The sequence below is a fragment of the Kitasatospora sp. NPDC057500 genome (genome assembly GCF_042802195.1).
Classification (GTDB): Bacteria; Actinomycetota; Actinomycetes; order Streptomycetales; family Streptomycetaceae; genus Kitasatospora.
Map to the genome: position 1 here is coordinate 12,410 of NZ_JBHVER010000076.1, position 19,899 is coordinate 32,308.

At 75.4% G+C, this 19,899-nt stretch carries 25 protein-coding genes; 11 read left to right on the top strand and 14 right to left on the bottom strand.

The genetic code is table 11. The features are described from left to right. The first annotated feature begins 196 nt into the window (after positions 1-196). The 4 genes from ACFU74_RS18185 (at position 197) to ACFU74_RS18200 (ending at position 3,171) form a co-directional block, all read left to right on the top strand. Positions 197-577 (top strand): STAS domain-containing protein, encoded by a 381-nt coding sequence (locus ACFU74_RS18185; protein WP_380757740.1) that lies wholly within the window; start codon positions 197-199, stop codon positions 575-577. A gap of 24 nt (positions 578-601) precedes the next feature. Then, positions 602-1,282 (top strand): HAD family hydrolase, encoded by a 681-nt coding sequence (locus ACFU74_RS18190; protein WP_380757742.1) that lies wholly within the window; start codon positions 602-604, stop codon positions 1,280-1,282. Between the two features lie 594 nt (positions 1,283-1,876). Then, the gene (locus ACFU74_RS18195) at positions 1,877-2,158 is read left to right on the top strand and encodes a hypothetical protein (protein WP_380757745.1); all 282 of its coding nucleotides are present in this window, start codon (positions 1,877-1,879) and stop codon (positions 2,156-2,158) included. After that, a complete protein-coding gene (locus ACFU74_RS18200) occupies positions 2,155-3,171 on the top strand; it encodes an iron-containing redox enzyme family protein (RefSeq protein ID WP_380757747.1) in 1,017 nt (338 codons plus the stop codon). The genes ACFU74_RS18195 and ACFU74_RS18200 overlap by 4 nt, the downstream gene beginning before the upstream one ends. On the opposite strand, the gene ACFU74_RS18205 is transcribed toward ACFU74_RS18200, so the two are convergent. Both ACFU74_RS18205 and ACFU74_RS18210 read right to left on the bottom strand, forming a co-directional pair. Next, positions 3,145-3,399 carry a CDGSH iron-sulfur domain-containing protein gene (locus tag ACFU74_RS18205; protein WP_380757749.1) on the bottom strand — a complete coding sequence of 85 codons (255 nt, stop codon included), beginning with the start codon at positions 3,397-3,399 and terminating at the stop codon, positions 3,145-3,147. The genes ACFU74_RS18200 and ACFU74_RS18205 overlap by 27 nt on opposite strands. Next, a complete protein-coding gene (locus ACFU74_RS18210) occupies positions 3,389-4,117 on the bottom strand; it encodes a HemK2/MTQ2 family protein methyltransferase (RefSeq protein WP_380757751.1) in 729 nt (242 codons plus the stop codon). The genes ACFU74_RS18205 and ACFU74_RS18210 overlap by 11 nt, the downstream gene beginning before the upstream one ends. Between ACFU74_RS18210 and ACFU74_RS18215 the strand changes: the two genes are divergently transcribed. After that, on the top strand, positions 4,116-4,838 hold the full coding sequence (locus ACFU74_RS18215; protein WP_380757753.1) for a GNAT family N-acetyltransferase: 723 nt from the start codon (positions 4,116-4,118) through the stop codon (positions 4,836-4,838). The two genes, ACFU74_RS18210 and ACFU74_RS18215, sit on opposite strands and share 2 nt — an antisense overlap. Positions 4,839-4,894: 56 nt before the next feature. Here the strand turns inward: ACFU74_RS18215 and ACFU74_RS18220 are convergent, their stop codons facing one another. The 3 genes from ACFU74_RS18220 to ACFU74_RS18230 form a co-directional block, all read right to left on the bottom strand. After that, positions 4,895-5,050, bottom strand: a complete 156-nt coding sequence (locus ACFU74_RS18220; RefSeq protein ID WP_380757755.1) for a hypothetical protein — start codon at positions 5,048-5,050, stop codon at positions 4,895-4,897. Between the two features lie 25 nt (positions 5,051-5,075). Further along, positions 5,076-5,975 carry a Rieske 2Fe-2S domain-containing protein gene (locus ACFU74_RS18225; RefSeq protein WP_380757758.1) on the bottom strand — a complete coding sequence of 300 codons (900 nt, stop codon included), beginning with the start codon at positions 5,973-5,975 and terminating at the stop codon, positions 5,076-5,078. A gap of 200 nt (positions 5,976-6,175) precedes the next feature. Continuing rightward, complete coding sequence (locus ACFU74_RS18230; RefSeq protein ID WP_380757760.1) at positions 6,176-6,400, bottom strand: hypothetical protein; 225 nt, start codon at positions 6,398-6,400, stop codon at positions 6,176-6,178. 181 nt (positions 6,401-6,581) lie between these two features. Here ACFU74_RS18230 and ACFU74_RS18235 point away from each other — a divergent pair, with 181 nt between their 5' ends. After that, the gene (locus ACFU74_RS18235; protein ID WP_380757762.1) at positions 6,582-7,040 is read left to right on the top strand and encodes an SRPBCC family protein; all 459 of its coding nucleotides are present in this window, start codon (positions 6,582-6,584) and stop codon (positions 7,038-7,040) included. Positions 7,041-7,120: 80 nt separating this feature from the next. Here ACFU74_RS18235 and ACFU74_RS18240 read toward each other — a convergent pair whose 3' ends face one another. Continuing rightward, positions 7,121-7,957, bottom strand: a complete 837-nt coding sequence (locus ACFU74_RS18240; RefSeq protein WP_380757764.1) for a hypothetical protein — start codon at positions 7,955-7,957, stop codon at positions 7,121-7,123. A gap of 172 nt (positions 7,958-8,129) precedes the next feature. Between ACFU74_RS18240 and ACFU74_RS18245 the strand changes: the two genes are divergently transcribed. Together ACFU74_RS18245 and ACFU74_RS18250 are read left to right on the top strand one after the other, a co-directional pair. Further along, a complete protein-coding gene (locus ACFU74_RS18245) occupies positions 8,130-8,561 on the top strand; it encodes a hypothetical protein (RefSeq protein ID WP_380757766.1) in 432 nt (143 codons plus the stop codon). 541 nt (positions 8,562-9,102) lie between these two features. After that, positions 9,103-9,549, top strand: a complete 447-nt coding sequence (locus ACFU74_RS18250) for a hypothetical protein (RefSeq protein WP_380757768.1) — start codon at positions 9,103-9,105, stop codon at positions 9,547-9,549. Between the two features lie 236 nt (positions 9,550-9,785). Here the strand turns inward: ACFU74_RS18250 and ACFU74_RS18255 are convergent, their stop codons facing one another. The 6 genes from ACFU74_RS18255 to ACFU74_RS18280 form a co-directional block, all read right to left on the bottom strand. Beyond that, a complete protein-coding gene (locus ACFU74_RS18255; protein WP_380757770.1) occupies positions 9,786-10,502 on the bottom strand; it encodes a cation transporter in 717 nt (238 codons plus the stop codon). Positions 10,503-10,504: 2 nt separating this feature from the next. Then, on the bottom strand, positions 10,505-10,840 hold the full coding sequence (locus ACFU74_RS18260; protein ID WP_380757772.1) for an ArsR/SmtB family transcription factor: 336 nt from the start codon (positions 10,838-10,840) through the stop codon (positions 10,505-10,507). A 466-nt stretch (positions 10,841-11,306) separates the two neighbouring features. Continuing rightward, positions 11,307-11,480: a CsbD family protein gene (locus tag ACFU74_RS18265; protein WP_380296281.1), complete on the bottom strand. Its 174-nt coding sequence runs from the start codon at positions 11,478-11,480 to the stop codon at positions 11,307-11,309. 77 nt (positions 11,481-11,557) lie between these two features. Next, complete coding sequence (locus ACFU74_RS18270) at positions 11,558-12,691, bottom strand: glutamate--cysteine ligase (RefSeq protein WP_380757774.1); 1,134 nt, start codon at positions 12,689-12,691, stop codon at positions 11,558-11,560. Continuing rightward, positions 12,688-13,596, bottom strand: a complete 909-nt coding sequence (locus ACFU74_RS18275; protein ID WP_380757776.1) for an SDR family NAD(P)-dependent oxidoreductase — start codon at positions 13,594-13,596, stop codon at positions 12,688-12,690. Before ACFU74_RS18275 ends, ACFU74_RS18270 begins: the two co-directional genes overlap by 4 nt. A gap of 49 nt (positions 13,597-13,645) precedes the next feature. Beyond that, positions 13,646-14,176, bottom strand: a complete 531-nt coding sequence (locus ACFU74_RS18280) for a DUF6328 family protein (RefSeq protein ID WP_380757778.1) — start codon at positions 14,174-14,176, stop codon at positions 13,646-13,648. Between the two features lie 255 nt (positions 14,177-14,431). On the opposite strand from ACFU74_RS18280, the gene ACFU74_RS18285 reads away from it, so the two are divergent. Both ACFU74_RS18285 and ACFU74_RS18290 read left to right on the top strand, forming a co-directional pair. Then, positions 14,432-14,851: an STAS domain-containing protein gene (locus tag ACFU74_RS18285; RefSeq protein ID WP_380757780.1), complete on the top strand. Its 420-nt coding sequence runs from the start codon at positions 14,432-14,434 to the stop codon at positions 14,849-14,851. A 9-nt stretch (positions 14,852-14,860) separates the two neighbouring features. Then, complete coding sequence (locus ACFU74_RS18290; protein WP_380757781.1) at positions 14,861-15,355, top strand: ATP-binding protein; 495 nt, start codon at positions 14,861-14,863, stop codon at positions 15,353-15,355. Here the strand turns inward: ACFU74_RS18290 and ACFU74_RS18295 are convergent. After that, complete coding sequence (locus tag ACFU74_RS18295) at positions 15,352-15,540, bottom strand: hypothetical protein (RefSeq protein ID WP_380757782.1); 189 nt, start codon at positions 15,538-15,540, stop codon at positions 15,352-15,354. The genes ACFU74_RS18290 and ACFU74_RS18295 overlap by 4 nt on opposite strands. Before the next feature lie 17 nt (positions 15,541-15,557). Further along, entirely contained in the window at positions 15,558-15,881 is a 324-nt protein-coding gene (locus tag ACFU74_RS18300) for a plasmid stabilization protein (protein ID WP_380757783.1), read from the bottom strand. A 192-nt stretch (positions 15,882-16,073) separates the two neighbouring features. Here ACFU74_RS18300 and ACFU74_RS18305 point away from each other — a divergent pair. Continuing rightward, positions 16,074-19,899 (top strand): HAMP domain-containing protein (locus ACFU74_RS18305; protein WP_380757785.1); only part of this gene is annotated, 3,826 nt, incomplete at its 3' end.

A 19,899-nucleotide genomic window follows, 5' to 3' on the forward strand; every position in this document is an offset into this window, starting at 1 on the left:
CTCCCTCCGGGCGTTTCCGGCCCTCCGCAGCGGTTAACCGCGCTGCGGGGGGCCGTCGGCACGAAGGAGGAGGAGCGCCGGTCACCGAAGGCTTCCGACCACATCCCGCTGGTGGCCGCGGCTCCTCTTCGCCGCCACCCTTGATCGTCGCCGCCGCTGCGACCCCCGGCACCGCGCACCACGAGGAGCACCCGCCATGACCCACCGCCGGCCCCGCCCTCCCGACGGCACCGCGACCGCGCCGGACGCGCCCGCCGGACTCACCGTCCGCGCCAGGCCGTGGGCCCACGGCAGCGTCCTCGCGCTGCACGGCGAACTCGACCTGGACTCCGTCGTCGTGCTGCGCCACGCCCTCGACCGCGTGCTCGCCCTCCCCGGCACGGTCGTCGTGATCGACTGCGGCGACCTGGTGTTCTGCGACTCCACCGGCGTCGGCGTGCTGCTGGAGGCCACCGCCCGCGCGGCCGGCTTCGGCAGCCGCATCGAACTCGCCCGCCCCCGCCCCCTGGTCCGCCGGGTACTCGAACTCACCGGCGCCACCGAAGCGTTCGCCGTCCACGAGGCGGTACCGCCGTAGCCCTCACTCCCCGGGAGGAACCCCATGACCGCCGGCCCGGCTGCGCTCTTCGACGTCGACGGAACGCTGCTCGACACCACCTATCTGCACACCCTCGCCTGGTGGGAGGCGCTGCGCCAGTACGAGCGCGCCGTCCCCGCCGCCCGGGTGCACCGCGCCGTCGGCATGGGCGCCGACCGGCTGCTCGACCACCTGTTGGGGGAGGACCGCGACCGAGCCGACGACGAGGCCGTCACGGCCGCCCACGACGCCCTCTACGCCCGCTACTGGCCGGTCGTGCGGCCACTGCCCGACGCCGCCGAACTGCTGCGCTCCTGCGCCCGCCGGGGCTGGCGGGTGGTGCTGGCCAGCTCAGCCTCGGAGCGCGAACTGACCGCGCTGCGCGCCGTGCTGGACGCCGACGAGGTGATCGAGGCGGTCACCGCCGCCGACGACGTCGCCGCCACCAAACCCGAGCCGGACCTCGTCCGGGCCGCCCTCGACCGTGCCGACAGCACCCCCGAACTGGCGGTGTTCGTCGGGGACACGCTCTGGGACGTCACCGCGGCCGGACGCGCCGGAGTGCCGTGCGTGGCCGTCGAGAGCGGCGGGCACTCCGCCCAAGACCTCCTCGGCGCCGGCGCCGCCGAGGTCCACGCCGATACCGGGGAACTGCTGGCCGCCCTGGACACCAGCCTCCTCGCCCGGCCGCCGGTACCGGGCTGAGCAGGCCGCCGCTGCCCACCCGAACGGCCGCCCGAACGGCCGCCTGACCGGCACCCCGTCCGTTCGACCCGGCCGCACCCCGGAACGCGATGCCGGAGGCACGGACGGCTCCGCCCGTCCGGCGGTTCCGGGGTGCGCGCCCGGTGTCCGGGTGCCGGTCGGGGGCACGGGGCAGGCGCGCGGCGGAACCGCCCATCCGGGGAGACCGTCATGAGCTCGCCTTCCTCGCACCGCTCCTCGACCGGCCCGGCCCCTGGGCCTCCGTCCACCTCGACACCTCGGAGGCGGGCGGGTGGCGGGGGTGTTCGGGGTCTGGGCTTCCCCGGAGGGTGCCTGCACCGCGTTCGGCGTGGACAGCATCCGCCACGCCTGGTCGACCACGGCCTCCTCCCGGTCCTGCGCGTACCGGAGGCGGGCACGTGGTGCCATGCTGCTGGCTGCCTCCGGCGCCTTGGCAGACGACCTTTCCGCGCCACAGGTCGGCCGGCGCCGTTGCGGCCGTCGGGCGGGCCGGGCATCCGCAGGTTCGACGGGCCGGATCCGGGGAACCCGCCCGGCCGGAGCCCGAATGGCGACCCGGAGGAGGCGGACGGCATGGACCCGAGGACACACATGGCCCGGGACACTGGCCGACACGGGTCGGCGACGGCACTGCGGAGGCTCGGACTCACCCTGCGCGAGCGGGTGTGGACGGCCACCGGCGGGCCGGTGCCACTCGGTCTGCCGGCCGTCGGCCCGGCCGTCTCGACGGGGCCCGCGCTGCCGGTGCTGACCGTCGGGTGGTTGCCGCTCCTCGGCTGCGCCGCGACGCTGCTGCGCCGTCCGGCCGACGGCGGTCCGCCACGGACCGGGCCCGGCACCGGGAGCGCGCGATGAGGCCGGCACCGGCGACGCGCGGCCCCCTCTCCGAAGCCGTCCTCGCCCTGGTGACCGCCGGCCCGCCCGGCGCCGACGGCGCGGGCCGCAGGCCGGGCGGCGACCGCTGGGAGGACGCGGTCCGCGACAGTGACCCGTGGGGCGAGGACCACCAGCTCGCCCTCCACCTCTGCTACGAACTGCACGACCGCGGCCTGCCCGGCGTCCACCCCGGATGGGAGTGGGACCCCGGGCTGCTGGCCCTCCGCCGCACGCTGGAACGCCCGTTCCTCGCCGCCGTCCGGGCCGCGACCCGGCCCGTGCCACCGCTCGCCGAGACCGTCGACCGCCTGCTGACCGCCACCGGCGACAGCGGCCCGTCGGCCTACCTGGAGACGGAGGGCGAACGCTGGCAGGCCCGCGAGTACCTGGTCCACCGCTCCGTCTACCACCTCAAGGAGGCCGACCCGCAGCTGTGGCTGCTGCCCAGGATCCACGGCCCGGCCCAGGCGGTGCTGATGACCGTCACCTTCGACGAGTACGGTGCCGGACGCCCCGAGAACGCCCACGCGCTGCTGTTCGCCCGGATGATGGCCGACCTCGGTCTGGAACCGGCGTACGGGCACTACCTCGACGCGGTGCCCGCGCCCGCGCTCGCCGTCGTCAACCTGATGACGTTGTTCGGGCTGCACCGGGCCCTGCGCGGCGCGGCCGTCGGCCAGTTCGCGGCCATCGAGATCAGCTCCCCGCCCGGCGCCGCCCGGCTGGCCGCCGCCCTGGAGCGCCTGGGCGCGGGACCGGACGGAACCCTGTTCTACCGGGAGCACGTCGAGGCCGACGCGGTGCACGAGCAGCTGGTGCGGCGCGGGGTGATCGACGAACTCGCGGCCGCCGAGCCGGGACTGGCCGAGGACATCGCGTTCGGCCTGGCGGCGGCGGGGACGGTGGACGACCGGTTCGGCGCCCATGTACTGGACCACTGGCGGGCCGGCCGCAGCTCGCTGCGCTCACCCCTGCCCGATGGTCCCCGCTGAACGGCGTGCGGCGGGGCCGCCGTGTCGACGGTGGCTGGTGTCGCAGAACGGGCGGTGCCGACTGCGCCGGCAGGCGCAGAGCGCCACCACGGGACGCTCGCAGAGCCGCACCGTGCCGTCCGGGCCGGTCACCTCGACCGGGCCCTCCACGAGGATCGGCCCTTCGGCCAGGACCGTCACCCGTACCGCAGGACGGCTGCTGCTCCCCGGGTCACTGTCACCGGACACCGCGCACCACCACCAGTTCCTCCTCGCGCACGCCCACCGCGATCAGGCCCAGCCGTTCGAACAGCCCGGCCCGCTCGGTCATCACCGGCCCGAATGCCTGCCGGCGGCGGGCCACCACGCTCGCCCCCAGCCCGGCGCGGCGCAGTGCGGCCAACGTCTGGGGGACGCCCGCCAGCGAGGACTGCACCAGCAGCAGCACACCGCGGGCGGTGAGCAGCCGCGGCACCTCCCGGCAGATCCGGTCCAGGACCAGCCGCCCGTCCGGCCCGGCGTCCCAGGCGAGTGCGGCCCCTGTCGGCCGCCCGGGCGCCTCGGCAGCCTCGGCGGGCTCGACGGGGACGTACGGCGGATTGGCGACCACCAGGTCGAAGCGCCGCCCCCGCACGGGGCCGGTCAGATCGCCCCGGCACAGCTCGACACGGGTGCGGTGCAGCCGGGTGTTCACCCAGGCCGCGAGCACGGCGCGGGCCGAGAGGTCCACCGCCGTCACCCGCGCCCCGCTGCGCGCGGCGGCCAGCGCCACCACCCCCGTCCCGGTCCCGAGGTCCAGCACCCGGCTGGCCCCGTCGAGGCGCTCCCGGTGCAGGCAGGAGACGAGGAGATCGGTGTCGCCCTGGGGCCGGTAGACCCCGGGTGGTCTGATCAGCAGCATGCCCAGCGGCTGCCCCGCCTGGGCCTGCCCACACCCCGACGACCCGGCTGGGATGATCTGGGCCATGGCGAACGATCCCCTGGTGGTGAGGGCCCGAGGCCTGTGGCGGGAACTGGCGTCGGCGCCGGTCGCGTTCGGGGCGGAGGGCGACGTCAGCGTGGTGGCCGCTCCGGCGTCGAGGCTCGGCCCGCCCGGCTGGGTGGGCGTCGTGGTCCTCGGCGGGGCAGCCGTCGTGACGGCGCCGACCGAGGAGGCCGCCGCCCGGGTCCGCGAGGCGCTGGCGGGGCTGGCCGCCGGCGAACTGGCCGATCCCGCGGTGCTCACGAGCATGCTCCCGATCGGCCGGGTGCTCGGGCCCGCCGCGCTCGCCTACGTCTCGGAGGCCGCCTTTCGCCCGGCGGACCCCGGGGGCCTGTCCGTCGAGCAACTGCCGGCCGGGCACCCGGAGCTGACCGCCCTCGAACGGTCCGCCGGGGCGGCCGACGCCGACGAGGCGGGCCTCGACGAGATCACCTCGCCCGCGTTCGCCGTCCGTCTGGACGGCCGGATCGCCGCCGCAGCCGGCTACCGCCGCTGGCCGGCGCGCACGGCCCATCTGGCGGTGCTGACCGCGCCCGGCCGACGGGGCCGGGGCCTCGCCCGGGTGGCCGGGTCGGAGGCGGTGCGGCACGCGCTGGCGCAGGACCTGTTGCCGCAGTGGCGGGCCCGGGTCCCGGCATCGCGGAGGGTGGCGAACGCGCTCGGGTTCACCGACCTCGGCACCCAGCTCAGCGCCGAGCCTGCCTGACCCGCCTGACCCGCCTGACCAGCCGTACGGCCGCCCCGGCGTAGTGTCCGCGTCCCTCAACGCAGCATGGACCGGTCCAGCTCCCGGACCTTCCCGCGAAGTTCCTCCCAGCCCCGGTCGACTTCGAGAACGGCCGGGTCGGTCCGGCGCTCGTCCGCCTCCACGGGCCCGGTGCCGGACGGGCGGCCGAGTTCCTGTCCGGTGATCCTCAAGGCGTGGCGGCCTCAGGCCGCGCGCTCATCCCGCGTTCGGCAGGCGGATCTCCAGGTGTCCGGAGAGGGCCCGGGCCTGGAGGACGGGCTGGGGTGCGGTGGCCGGGCCGCGGGCGACCTCGCCGTCGCGCAGGCGGAACTCGCTTCCGTGCCACGGGCAGCGCAGGCAGCCGTCGACCACGGTGCCCTCGGCCAGGGGGCCGGACAGGTGGGCGCAGCGTTCGGCGAGGACGTGCCACTGGTCCTCCTCGTCGTGGACCACGACCACCGCCAGCCCGTCGACCGTCCGCCGTACCGGCTCGCCCGGCGGGAAGTCCTCGACTGGCCCCACCCCGATCCACTCCGGGGGCGCCAGCCGGTGCACGGCGGCGGCCCGGTTGGGGCCCGCGGCCTGCCGGTAGGACAGCTGGCCGCCGAGCACGCCGCCGAGCGAGACGGCGGTCAGCCCGGCCAGGCCGAGCAGCCGGCCCCGCAGCGGCCGGTGCCGGCAGCGGGCCAGCAGCGAGGCGGCGAACAGCAGCAGACCGGTGTTGTTGGCGGCGGCGTGCACCAGGCCGGTGCGCCGCCGGGGCGGGTCCAGGCAGGCCCAGTCCGCCCAGCCCGCCACGGCGGCGGGCCCCGCCGTCGCCAGGCCGGCGGCGATCAGGACGCCCGCCGCCCGGCGGTTGCCGGGCAGGCTGTCCAGCAGCTCCGCCGAGACCCAGCAGCCGATCGGCAGCTGGACCAGCGCGGGGTGCAACGGGTGGCCGAGCCAGACGCCGTGCAGCAGGTCGCGGGAACGGCCGAGCGGCAGGCCGTTCAGCGCGTCGGCGAGCGGTGCGGCGGCCCGGTCGAGGAAGCGCCACTCGGCCGGCGCGTCCAGGGCGGCGCGCAGCCGCCGCGACCACGGCCGGCTCTGCGGGAGGTCATGAGTGGAAGTGTCCATACCGGGCGGCTAGCCGACGGGCGCACGGCCAAACCCGTGATCCGCCGCCCGCCCCGACGCAGCGGCGCGGGCGTCGCGGACGCCGCCAGGTCCCTGGTCGAGGGCCCGCTGGGGCCGGGCGTCCTGCTCGTCCGCTGACGGGTGCCTCGGACGGACGTGCCTCAGGGCGTGCGCCGATCGGCGCACGCCCCCGTCGCGTGTCAGCGGGCGGCCGCCGCCATGGTCTCGCGCACCGTGACCAGGCACGGATCGCAGTAGCGGTCCGGCACCCCGTCGGGCCCGTCCAGGCCGTTCGGGACCACGCGCCGGGACAGCTCCAGCAGCTGCCCGCAGAGCGCCGTCGACGCGTCGTCCTTCGACACCACGTGCCACACCAGACCCGACGGCTCCACCGCCGGATCGGTCTCGGCCCACATCTCGTACACGACTGCCTCCCGGAGCAGGGGATCGGGCTTCCCATGCAATCCCGGGCGGCGCCGGTCGGCCACCGGGTGGCACCCACTGGGACGGTTCTCCGCCGACCGGGGCGGTTACCGGCGCCCGACCAGGGCAAGCGCGCGGTCGAGACCGGGAAGGACCCGGCCGCACGCACCACGGAGGCACCGGATGAGCATGGTCAAGCAGTCGGTCGACGTCGATGTGCCGCTGCACGCCGCGTACGACCAGTGGACGCTGTTCGAGGAGTTCCCGCGGTTCATGGAGGGGGTCGACGCGGTGACCCAGCTGGACGACCGCCACAACCACTGGCGGACCAGCGTCGGTGGTGTCAGCCGCGAGTTCGACACCGAGATCGTCGACCAGCTGCCGGACGAGCGGATCGCCTGGCGCACCGTCGACGGCGAGGTGGACCAGAAGGGCGTCGTCAGCTTCCAGCGCATCGACGACGCGCACACCCGGGTCAGCCTGGCCATCGACTTCCGGCCCGAGGGGATGGCCGAGAAGGCCGGTGACGCCCTGGGCATGGTCGACCGGCGGGTCAAGGGCGACCTGCGGCGGTTCAAGGACTTCATCGAGGAACGGGGCAGGGCGGAAGGAGGCTGGCGCGGCCGCATCACCCCGGGCTGAGCCCGGCGCGCGGCAGGCACGGCGGCGGCCCCGGACCCCTGAACGGGGCCGGGGCCGTCATCACGGCCGCGGGCGGCGATTCAGCCGGTGCCGGGGACGTCGCCCTCGGCGTCCTGCGGGCCCGTGGCGCCCTCGACCTCCTCAGGGGTCTCGACACCGGGCCACTCGGTGCGGTCCTCGAAGCCGGTGCGGTCCTCGAAGCCGCCCCGTCCGCCGTCGTCCTCCGTGTCGTCCCGCCTGATCCGCACCGACTCCTCCTCGGCCGACAGCCCGGCCGTGTCGTCCGGCGCGGCGGCGCGCAGATCGCTGTGCGGGTCGGTCAGGTCGAGCCGTCCGGCGGCGGGTTCCGGGGGACCGACGGCCTCGTCCGCCTCCGGCTCCTCCTGCGCGAGCCGCGCGTCCAGCGACTCGCCGACCGCCTGTTCGGCCCCGGTGGTGCCGAACGACTCGGCGGCCACCGGCGCGTCCACCGGGACCGCCTGGACCTGGGGGTCGCCCGACCACTGCTGCGACGGTGAGCCGTCCTGGAGGTCCGGCACGCCCTCGTCCTCCGGCGCGGCGCCGGGATCGTGACTGCGCGGCCCGGTCCGCGCCTCCCACACCGGGAGCGCGCCGCCGCCCTCGTAGCCCGGTCCGTCCCGGGGCGGCGGGTCGACCTCCAGCGGCGCCCGGTGCCCCGGGCGGGCGTAGTCCTCGCCGGGAGCGACGCCCGGCACCGGGCCCTCGGCGATCTCCGGCTGCTGCTCGTCGCTGCCGGCCACGTTCGGCGTGCCGCCCTTGCCGATCGGCGCGGGCCGGCGTTGCGGGCCCGCCGCCTCCCCGGCGGCCTCCCCGGGCCGGTGCGCGCCGGCGGTGTCGGCCGGACCGGTCGCGCCGCCCATGTCGTGCAGCGGCCGTTCCCGTGGTGACTCGGTCATGGTGTCCTCCCGGTCTCGAACTCCCCAGTCCTCGAACTCCCCAGTCCTCGGACTCCGGCGGTCGCGGTCGCGGGCCGGCGCCGACGCCGATGCCGGCCAACCGCGCGCCTACCCGGCCCCGTCCGTCCGTACCGGGCCGAATGCCGACGCGCCCGCCGGGTAGGCGCCGGACGTGGAGCACTACGAACCCCCGGCGGACGGCGGACCCGGCGCGCACGACGCGGCGCGGTACGACCTGTGCGACCACTGCGGCCAGGTGGTCCTCGACGTGGAACTGCTCGGCGCGCTCGTCCCCGACTCCTCCGCCGTCCACGCCTTCGACCCCGGACTCGACGGCAGACGGGCCGTCACCGCCTGCTCGCCCGAGCACCTCGCCGTGCTGATCGACCGCTACCGCAACCGCCCGTTCGTCCACGAGGAGCAGTGGGCGGGCAAGGTCTGCCGCACCCTCTCCGACTACGACGAGCCGGTGCCGCTGGCCCTGGTCGCCGCGCTCAGCGGCCTCTCCGAGCACCAGGCGCAGCGCGGGGTCGACTGGCACAACGCCCGCGCCCGCGAGTGGCGCGCCCGCTACGGCGACCCCGGCAACGACGCGGGGGAGTGACTGCCCGTCTCGTCCTCCGCCGGGACGCCGGACACCGCCGGGCCGTCGGACGCCGTCCGGTCCTCCTCCGAGCCCTCGCCCGGGGGCTGCTGCCCGGGATCCGCGTCCGGCCGCCCGGCCGCCTGGTTCACGCTGGCGGCCCAGGAGCGTCGTCTGGCACTCACCACTGTCTCCCTCGACTTCGGGGCGGGCCCCGAGCCCGCCGGTGGCCTGGCGCTACCCGCCGCCGATGCCGCGCACACCCTGGGCCCGCCCCGATCCACCGTCCGGAGCCGCCCGCAGCGCACACCGCTCGCCCACCCGGGTATCCGTCCGCGTCCGCGAGCCCGCCGGTCAGGAGAAGCGACCGTAAACGGAGCACCCCAATTGAATCGAACATATGAATCGGTATCGAATGAATTATTGGGGCCGAAAATGGGATCGAATGTTTCGCGCCATAATCAAGTTCACTGAAGTGATCTCGTCTGCGAGTCCCGCGTTTGTGGTGGAGTGGGGTTTCGAAATCCCGGTATCAAGTCAGATCCAAACGAAAGAGGGCCCAATGCCTCCGATCCCGGTCAGGCCCGGCATCTACAAGGTCCACGCTCACATCATCGGCCCGGGTGCGCTGGTGACGGCCACCGAGTACGCCGTCAAGCACGGGGCGCCCGTCATCGTCGACCGCTTCAATCCCCTCCCGATCGAGCAGGAGTGGGTCATCGAGCCCACCGAGCCGGTCCCGGGTGCGCCCTACGTCGTCCGGCTCGCCGCCCATGAGGCCGCAGGCCTCGTGATCGCCGACGGCAGGCTCTTCGTCAACAGCGTCCCTCGCGCCGAGTGGGCCAGGTTCACCTTCGAGGCCGTTCTGGGGGGCGTCAAGATCCTCTCGGAGAAGGGCCTCGCCGCGCGCGCCGGCCACCGCGGGGCGCAGATCGAGATCGTCGAGCCCAAGCCCGAATTCCAGGAGACCTGGACGCTGGAGTTCGTGCGCCCGATCGACGAGGAATAGGCCGCCGGTCGAAGCGGCACGACAGTCCCGCAGTGACGCCCGGTCCTCAGTGGCCGGGCGTCACCTTTGCTCCAGAACCTGCTTCGAATCAGGCTGCGGGCCGAAGCCGGAGGCAAGGTCCCGTCGGGCTCGTGTCGCCGATCGACTTTCCACGTCACGAAGCGGGAGTGTTCCCGACGTCCCCAGGGGTGGCCATGTGGTCACCAGACGGCTCCGGAGCCGGGTGGCCGCCCGGGTCAGCAGCAGTCGCAGCCGGGGCGGCAGCCGCACGGGCCCGCCGGTGGCGCCGTGGACGGCGCCATCGCGGCCGTGGGTGCGCAGCAGCCCTTGCCCTGCCAGGCGTCGCGGCCCTCCTTCACCGCGACGGCGGCGATGACGAGTGCGGCGACCGGGTCGGCCCAGAACCAGCCCAGCGTCGCGTTCACCACCAGGCCGACGAGGAGGACGGCGGACAGGTAGGTGCACAGCAGCGTCTGGCGGGAGTCGGCGACCGCGCTGGCGGAGCCGAGCTCGCGCCCGGCCCTGCGCTGGGCGGCGGACAGGAACGGCATCACGGCCAGGGAGAGCGCGGCCAGCAGGATCCCGGGGACCGACCGCTCGGCCTCCCCGGTGCCGGCCAGCGCGCGGACGGCGTCCACGGACACGTAGGCGGCGAGTGCGTAGAAGGACACGGCGATGATCCGCAGTGTCGTCCGCTCCCGGGCCTCGCGCACGGCGTGCTCACGGGCGGAGAACTGCCAGGCGACCGCGGCGGCGGAGGACACCTCGATCACCGAGTCCAGGCCGAAGCCGACCAGGGCCGTGGAGGAGGCGACCGTGCCGGCGGTGATGGCGACGACCGCCTCGGCGACGTTGTAGGTGATGGTCGCGGCGACGAGCAGCCTGATCCGGCGGGCCAGCGCCTCGCGCCGGGCCGGGCCGGGGCCGAGGGCGACGGGGATCTCCGCGGTCATGGTCAGCAGCATCCCTTCTCGTCGGCGTCCGGGCAGGTCCGGTCGGTTTCGACGGCGAGCACGGCGGTGCACAGGGCGTCCAGCGCGTGGCCGAGGCGTTCGTCGGCGAGTTCGTAGCGGGTGCGCCGGCCGTCGGGAACGGTGACGACCAGGCCGCAGTCGCGCAGGCAGGCGAGGTGGTTCGACAGCCGGGTCCGGGACACGCCGAGGGCGTCGGCGAGGTCGGCGGGGTAGGCGGGGGCGTCGCGCAGGGTGAGCAGGACGCGGCAGCGGATCGGGTCGGCGAGCGCGCGGCCGAACCGTGCGAGCACCTCGATGTCGGCGGTGGCGGTCAGCACGGCACGAGAGTACACGTAACCCTGAATTCAGGAAACCATGGATTGTTCAACTGGCCCGGCGGGTCGGCCGCGTCCCGCGCGCAACGCCCGCCGGGTGCGCGGACACCGGGACGGGACCACCCGCACGCCGCAGGCCCGGTGGGAAGCTGTGACTATCCCACCGGGCCTGCGGCGAACGGTGTGCGGGAGCGGGTCAGTCCGGCGGCTCGTACGGCTGCGGCTCGTCGGCCGGTCGGTCGGGCGGGGGCTGGCGCCCCGGCGCCCCGGACCCCGGGCGGGTCACCGCGTACTCGGGGCCGTCCGCCGGGCCCTTGCCCCCTCGTGCTCCGGCGGGGGCGAGCCCTCGCCGGTCATTCGGGACTCGGGGGTCTCGCCCCGCACGGGCGGGTCCCGGGGCTCGCGGGTGCGGTCGTCCGGGTCGGTCATGCTCACCACCCACTTCCGGTACGTCGAGACGGCGGCGGCGTCAGTCCTTGCCCGCGTCCTTGAGCTTCTCCGCGGCCTGCTTGAGGTCGCTCTTCATCTGGGTGCCGCGCCCCTTGGCCTCCATCGTCCGGTCACCGGTGGCCCGGCCGGCGGCCTCCTTGGCCTTGCCGCGGGCCTTCTCGGCCATGTTGCGCACCTTGTCGTCGGTCGCCATGGTGTTCGCCTCCGTTCGACTGGCGGGCCGGTGTGCCCGCCCGAGGCGCGTCTGCCCCGGTCCGCGCGCGTCATGCCTCAGCCGTGCGGCGTGACGGCGGCGGTCAGCCGGGCCAGCCCGTCGATCACGTCGTGCGGGCACTCGCGCACCCGGAAGTCCCGGCGCTGGCGCTCGGCGCCGCTGCCCAGCCGGCGCAGGCGGTCCAGCCCGGCCTCGACGGCGGCCAGGTCGCCGGCGGCCGACAGGCCCGGCGCCGCCCGCTCCAGCAGCCGGTCCACCAGGGCGGGCATCGGTACCGGCCACCCGGTGAACGGGTCGATCCCCTCGCCCACCGGGCCGGTCTGCGCGGCCCGCCGGTGGGCAGCCGCCAGCCGGCCGTGCGGCACGGCGGGCGGGGGCAGCCCGGCCCTCGCCTCGTCGAGCAGCACGGCGCCCAGCCCGCGCAGCAGTCCGGCCAGCAGCAGGACGTTCCCCAGGTCGGCGCTGACGTCGGAGACCCGCACCTCCAGCGTCGGCACGTGCTCGGACGGCCGGGTGTACCAGTAGATCATCCGGCGGTCGAGCAGCGTCCCGCGCGCCACCAGGGCGTCCGCGCGCCGCTCGTAGCCGCGCTCGTCCACCAGCGGCGCCGCGCCGACGGTGGGCCAGCGCGACCAGCGGACGTCGCGCCAGCTGGCGAACCCGCTGTCGCGGCCCGCGTCGAACGGGGAGTTGACGGTGAGCGCCTGGAGCACCGGCAGCCAGGGCCGCAGCCGGTTGCCGAGGGCCAGCGCCAGCCCGCGTTCCAGCGTGCCCAGGTGCACGTGGCAGCCGCACAGCGCCCCGCAGTTGCCGTCCGCGGCGGACGGGTAGCGGGCCGCCATCAGCCGGTAGCGCGGGTTGTCGGTGAGCACGGCCGGGTCCGGCCCGGGCAGCACCGGCGTGCCGCTGGCGATCAGCAGGCAGTCCGCGTCGGCGGCCGCGGCCACCAGGACGGCGCGCATCCGGGCGAGGTCGTCGGCCAGCTCCTTGAGGCGCAGCGCGGGGCGGCTGGTGGTCTCCACCTGCACCTGGAAGATCTCCGGCTGCACCTGGTCGTCCAGCACCGCGGAGGCGGCCGCCAGCACCTGCGAGGCGCGGGCGACGGGCAGCCGGGTGCGCCGGTCGACCAGCAGGAACTCCTCCTCCACCCCGACGGTCGGCACCGTCCTGGGGGTCGGGTGCGTGTTCACGGCCCGCTCCGCCCCGGACCCCGGGCCGGTACCGCGCCCGGCAGGCCGGCCGGGGCCGCCGCCGGTGGCCCGCGGTGCTGGGAAGCCCACAGCTGGGGGCCGCGCCCGCGGGCCCCGTCGTCGAAGCGGCCGCGCCCGCCGTGGTCGACGAGGTCGTCGACCGGCGTCCACGGGTCGGCGGCGGCGTCCGCGGGCTGCGGCCGCTCGTCCTGCTGCGCCGAGCGGGCCGGGTGGCGGTCGAGCGGGCCGGGTGCGACCGCGTCGGCCGACAGGGCGGCAACCGTGCTCGCGCCGACCCGGTACTCGCGCCGGCCCGGGTGGTCGGCGGCGTACCGCACGGCGCGGGCGGCGGGTTCCGGACGGTGCACCGGCGCCACCGGCCGGGCGCGTCCGGGCAGGCGGCCGGACACCCGGTCGAACTGCGGGGCGTTGACGGCCGGCAACCGGACCGTGGTGACCCGCACGCCCGATCGGGCGGCGAGCAGTTGGCAGCGCAGCGCCTCGTGGCAGCCCCGGAGGGCGTGCTTGGCGCCGTTGTACGCGCTCTGCAGCGGGACGCCCCGGTGGGCGACGGCCGAACCGACCTGGACGACGGTGCCGCGGTCGCGGGGGAGCATCCGGTGCAGCGCAGCTCGGGTGCCGTTCACGTACCCAAGGTAGGTGACCTCGGTGACCCGGCGAAACTCGGCGGCGGTGGTGTCCGCGAAGGGCGCGGACACCCCGGCGAAGGCGTCGTTCACCCGGACGTCGTTCGTCCGGACGTCGAACGGCCCGGACTCCTCCTCGGCGCGGGCCGCGACGCGCTCGCCGCGGGCGGCGATCTCCCGCACGCGGGCGCGGCCCACACCGGCCCCGGCCCCGGTCACGACGACGGTGCGGGGCGGTGGACGGCGGTCAGTCCTCATAGCGGGCGTGTTGCCGCCCGGGCGGGCGCGAAACGTCCCGGCGGCGCCGTCAGTCCTCCGGGGGGCGCCGCTCCCCGCCGTTGTGCCGACGCAGGTGGATCATCGGCACCAGCAGCCAGCAGACGGCGAAGTAGACCATCACCACGCCCGTGATCCAGGCGGCCGTGGCGCCGTCGGCGGCCTCCCGCAGCAGCAGGAGCAGCGCCGAGCCGATCGTGAGTGCCAGCAGCACCAGGCCCATCGCGACCAGCCGTGCGGCGGCCTCGACCAGCTGCGGCTTGAGTCGGCGGCCGGCGAACAGCCGGTGGTAGGAGACCGGCGCGGCGAGTGAGCCGGTGGCCAGCGCGCCCAGGACCACGGTGACGATGTAGAGATGGCGGTCGAATTGCTCCAACTGGGCGAAGCGCGGCATGAAGACGACGCTCAGCAGGAAGCCGAAGAGGACCTGGGAGCCGGTCTGCGCGACCCGGACCTCCTGGAGCAGATCGCTCCAGCGCCGGTCCGCGCGCTCCTCCGACGACTCCTGCCGCCCGGTGCGGCCCGGGGCGTCGCCGTCCCGCCCGCCCGTTCCCGCTGCCATCCGGCCCGCCTCCGTCCTGTCCGTCGGGGCCCTCCCGCGTCCCCGTCCCGATCATCCACCGACCGCCCCGCCTCGCGTGTAGCCGGGCGGGCGGCGGGCAAACGCGGGGTCGTGGACGACAGCACCCGCACGCCGCCGGCCCCGCCGCGCCACGCCGGGGTTCGGCCGGCCCCCGCCGTTCGCGCGGCCCGCTCCGCCGCGCGGCATCATGGTCTGGACGGCACGAGGCCGTTGCGACCGGACCGGGAGCCAGCCATGCATCTGTCCGCCGGGGACGCCGGGGGCGCGGGGGAGGCGGGGGACGGCTCCCCGGGGGCCTACCGTCCCGGGGAGCTGAGTGTCGAGGTGCGGCGCGTCGGACCGGTGCGGGTCGTCGCCGTCGGGGGAGAACTCGACCACGACTCGGCGGACGGGCTGCGGACTGCGCTGGCCGGGCCGACCGAGGAGGGCCTCGCCCGGATCCTGGTCGACCTCGCCGAGCTGCGCTTCTGCGACTCCACCGGCCTGAACATCCTGCTGCGCGCCCGGGGCGAGGCCGAGGCGGCCGGCGTCCGGCTGGAGGTCGCCGGGCCGCGCCCGGCCGTCGTCCGGCTGTTCGCCGTCACCGGCGCGGACACCGTGCTGCGGATCCACCCCAGCGTCGCCGTCGCCCTCGCGCCCGACGCGGGCGCGTGAGGTGCCGTGATGGCCCTCCCGGACCCCGCCGTGGCGGCGGACCACGATCGGGACGAGACTCGGCGGCTGACGCTGGGCGGCGCCGAGGGCGCGGTGCAGCGCTCACGCGACTTCAGCCGACGGGCCCTGGTCGACTGGCACTGGCTGGCGGCGGACGGCGAGCAGTGGCCGGACGACGAGCGGGTGGCCGTCTTCGAGGACGTCCTGCTGATGGTCTCCGAACTCGTCACCAACGCCTGCCTGCACGCGCCCGGCGGCCCGAGCGAGCTGCGGCTGCGCTGGGACACCCTGCGGCTGCGGGTCGAGGTCGTCGACGCCAGCCCGGAACCGCCGAGGCTGCGCCCGTCCGCCGACCCGGGGAGGCCGGGCGGGCACGGGCTGCGCGTGGTGGACCGGCTCGCCCGGGCCTGGGGTTCACGGCCCGAGGGCGCGGGCAAGTCGGTCTGGCTGGAGGTGCCGTCGCCGCTGGACCACCGGGGGCCGCTGGAGCACCGCGGTGCCTAGCTCGCGGTGCCTAGCTGGAGCGGCCGGGGCTCGGTCGGCGGGCCCGGGTCGGGCTCCGGCGGCGGGAACGGCGGCACCGGCGGCGGCGCCGGATCCGGGTCCGGGTGGGGCGCCGGGTTGGGGTGCGGGTGCGGGAACGGCTCGGTGTCCGGATGGCCGGGCGGCGGTACGGTCGGCACCGTCATGACGCGCCTCCCCTTCCTCACCGGCCGAGCGCGTGGGACAGCTCGCGCTTGTTCATCTTCGAACGTCCCTTGATGCCGCGCTGCTTGGCCTCGTTGTACAGCTGGTCGTAGGTGGGCCCGCCGGAGCCCCGGTGCGAGCGCTGACCGCCGCGCCGGCCGGAGGACATGTCGTGGGTGGAACTGCGGCTCGCCGTCCTGGACTCGCCGTGCCGGGCGCGTTCCTTGTTGACCGTCCGGGCGGCGATCTCCTCGGCCCGCTTCTCGCTCTCGCCGCGATCCAGCGCGCTCTCCTTGATGTGCTCGTACTGGCGCTCCCGCTTGGGGCTCGATCCTCGGGGCATGGCCGTGCTCCTCTCCGGTCCCCCGTTCCTGCTGCCCGCGTCTACCCGGCCGGCCGCCGCCGAACCACCCGTCCCGCATGTCACCCGCCGCGCGACGGTGGCACAGTGGGAGGCGGGGCGGCGCCGCCGCTCCCCGCGGCCGGGACCGCCCCTCGGCGATCCGGCCGTGCGGTGGATCCGGGCGGTGGACGGATGGACGAGCACCAGGGGTCGGACGGCGTGCCGGGCAGCGCGCCGGCGGCCGGAGCGGGCCGCGCGGACCAGCCCGACCAGGTCCTGCGGCAGCTGCTCGCCGGGCTGACGGCGGTGCGCGACGGTGACTTCCGCACCCGGCTGGGCCCCGACCTGCCGGGTGTGCCGGGTGAGATCGCCGGCGTGTTCAACGGCATGGTGGAGCAGCTCGCCCGGGTGACCTCCGAGGTGACCAGGGTGGCCCGGGAGGTCGGCAGCGAGGGCCGGCTCGGCGGCCAGGCGCACGTCCCCGGCGCGGCGGGCACCTGGCTGGACCTCACCGACGCCGTCAACGCGATGGCCGGCGACCTCACCCGCCAGCTGCGCAACATCGCCCAGGTGACCACGGCGGTCGCCCGCGGCGACCTCACCCAGAAGATCGAGGTCGACGCCCGCGGCGAGCTGCTGGAGCTCAAGAACACCGTCAACACCATGGTCGGCCAGCTGTCGGCGTTCGCCGACGAGGTGACCCGGGTGGCCCGGGAGGTCGGCAGCGAGGGCCGGCTCGGCGGGCAGGCCGACGTCCGCGACGTCTCGGGCACCTGGCGGGACCTCACCGAGTCGGTGAACGTGATGGCGGACAACCTCACCGCCCAGGTCCGCGCCATCGCCGAGGTCACCACCGCCGTTGCCGGGGGCGACCTCACCCAGAAGATCAGGGTCGACGCGCGCGGCGAGATCCTGCTGCTGAAGGAGACCATCAACACGATGGTCGACCAGCTGTCGGCGTTCGCCGACGAGGTGACCCGGGTGGCCCGGGAGGTCGGCACCGAGGGCAACCTCGGCGGCCAGGCCACCGTCCGGGGCGTCTCCGGCACCTGGAAGGGCCTCACCGACAACGTCAATGTGATGGCCTCCAACCTCACCGGCCAGGTCCGCTCGATGTCCGAGGTGGCCACCGCCGTCGCCCGGGGCGACCTCTCCCGGAAGATCACCGTGGAGGCCAAGGGCGAGATGGCGGCGCTCGCCGGTGCGATCAACACCATGGTGGACACGCTGTCGGTGTTCGCCGACGAGGTGACCCGGGTCGCCCGGGAGGTCGGCACCGAGGGCACCCTCGGCGGCCAGGCGCGCGTCCCCAACGTCGCCGGGACGTGGAAGGACCTCACCGACAACGTCAACTTCATGGCGCACAACCTCACCAGCCAGGTGCGCAACATCGCCCAGGTGACCACCGCGGTCGCCGAGGGCGACCTCACCCGCAAGATCGACGTGGACGCCCGCGGCGAGATCCTGGAGCTCAAGAACACCGTCAACACCATGGTCGACCAGCTCGGATCGTTCGCCGCCGAGGTCACCCGGGTGGCCCGGGAGGTCGGTACCGAGGGCCGGCTCGGCGGCCAGGCGGAGGTCGAGGGCGTCTCCGGCACCTGGAAGCGGCTCACCGAGAACGTCAACGAACTCGCCGGCAACCTCACCCGGCAGGTCCGCTCCATCGCCGAGGTCACCGGCGCCGTCGCCGCCGGAGACCTCACCCGCTCGATCACCGTGGACGCCTCCGGCGAGGTCGCCGACCTCAAGGACAACGTCAACTTCATGGTGGAGTCGCTGCGCGAGACCACCCGTGCCAACCAGGAGCAGGACTGGCTGAAGACCAACCTCGCCCGCTTCACCGCCTCCATGCAGGGCCAGCGCGACATCCGCGCCGTCGCCGAGCTGATCACCGACGAGCTGACCCCGCTGGTCGGCGCCCAGTACGGCGCCTTCTACCTGGCGGAGGAGGACGGCGAGTCCACCGTGCTGGCCCGGATCAGCGCCTACGGCATCCCCTCCGACGGGGCCGCCCCCGCCCGGGTGCGGCTCGGCGAGTCGCTGGTCGGCCAGGCCGCCCGCACCCGGCGCACCGTCACCCTCGACGACCTGCCGCCCGACTACGCCGCCATCGCCTCCAGCGCCGGCGCCAGCCACGCCCGCTCGGTGGTGATCCTGCCGATCGCCCTGGAGGAATGGCTGCTGGGCGTCATGGAGTTCGCCTCCGTCCACTCCTTCAGCGCCGTCCACCGCGACTTCCTGGAGCAGTTCGCCGAGGCCTGCGGCGTCAACATCGGCACCCTGCTCGCCAACGCCCGCACCGACGAACTGCTCGGCGAGTCCCAGCGGCTCACCGCCGAACTCCAGGCCCGGTCGGAGGAGTTGCAGAACGGCCAGGAGGAGCTGCGGCGCTCCAACGCCGAACTCGCCGAGAAGGCCGGACAGCTCGCCGACCGCAACCGCGACATCGAGGCCAAGAACCTGGAGATCGAACAGGCCCGCCAGGAACTGGAGGAACGCGCACGGCAGTTGAGCCTCACCTCGATGTACAAGTCGGAGTTCCTGGCCAATATGAGCCATGAACTGCGCACCCCGCTCAACAGCCTGCTGATCCTCGCCCAGCTGCTCGCCCAGAACGCGGCCGGCAACCTCACGCCCAAGCAGGTCGAGTACGCGGGCGTCATCCACTCGGCCGGCTCCGACCTGCTCCAGCTCATCAACGACATCCTCGACCTCTCCAAGGTCGAGGCGGGCAAGATGGAACTCACGCCCGAACCCTTCGCCGTCCGGGACCTGCTGGCCTACGTCGAGTCCTCCTTCAAACCGCTCGCCGACCAGAAGGAACTCGCCTTCCGGATCACCGTCGAGGACGGCGTCCCGCCCGAACTCGTCACCGACCAGGCCCGGTTGCGCCAGGTGCTGCGCAACCTCCTGTCCAACGCCGTCAAGTTCACCGACGCCGGCCGGGTCGACCTGCGCATCGAACGCGTCGAGGCCGGCGCCCTGCCCGCCGAACTCGGCCAGGCCGAGGCCGCGGTGGCCTTCCACGTCGACGACACCGGCATCGGCATCGACCCCGCCCACCTCGACAGCATCTTCGGCGCCTTCCAGCAGGCCGACGGCACCACCGGCCGCCGCTACGGCGGCACCGGCCTCGGCCTGTCCATCAGCCGCGAACTCGCCCGCCTGCTCGGCGGCGCCCTCACCGTCCGCTCGACCGCGGGCCGCGGCAGCCGCTTCACCTTCTACCTCCCGCTCGCCCACCGCGACCGGCCCGCCGCCCCGCCCGCCGAGGCCCGCGTCCTGGTCGTCGAGGCCGAACCGCCCGCCCTGCTCACCCTGCTCACCCGCACCGCCGCCGAGGCGCACGGCGACGACCCTCCGACAGGCATCCGCAGCGCCGGCGACGAGACCGGACTGCGTGCCGCCATCGCCGAGGGCCCCTACCGCTGCGCCGTCGTCGACCTCGCCCACACCGGCGAACTCGCCGCCGTGCTGCTCACCGCCCTCCCGGAGAGCACGCCCGTCCTCGGCTACCACGGCGACGGCGGCCCCGCCGCGGGCGTCGGCGCCACCATCGACCGCCTCGAACTCCTCGCCGGGCTCGACGAGCTGCGCGAACGGCTGATCGCCCTGCTCGGCGGCAGGCACCCCGCGGCCCCCGGCCCGGCCGGTCCCGGGGCCGGCGCCGAGGAACCGCTCGCCGGACGCACCGTGCTGATCGTCGACGACGACATCCGCAACGTCTTCGCCCTCGCCGCCGCCCTGGAACAGCACGGCCTGGCCGTCCTGCACGCCGCCGACGGGCGCGCCGGGCTCGACCTGCTGCGCCACCACCCCGAGACCGACCTGGTGCTGATGGACGTGATGATGCCCGGCCTCGACGGCTACGCCACCATCGCCGCCATCCGGGCGGACGAGCGCTTCGCCCGGCTGCCGGTGGTCGCCGTCACCGCCAAGGCGATGGCGGGCGACCGGGCCAAGAGCCTCGCCGCCGGGGCCGACGACCACGTCACCAAGCCCGTGGACACCGCGC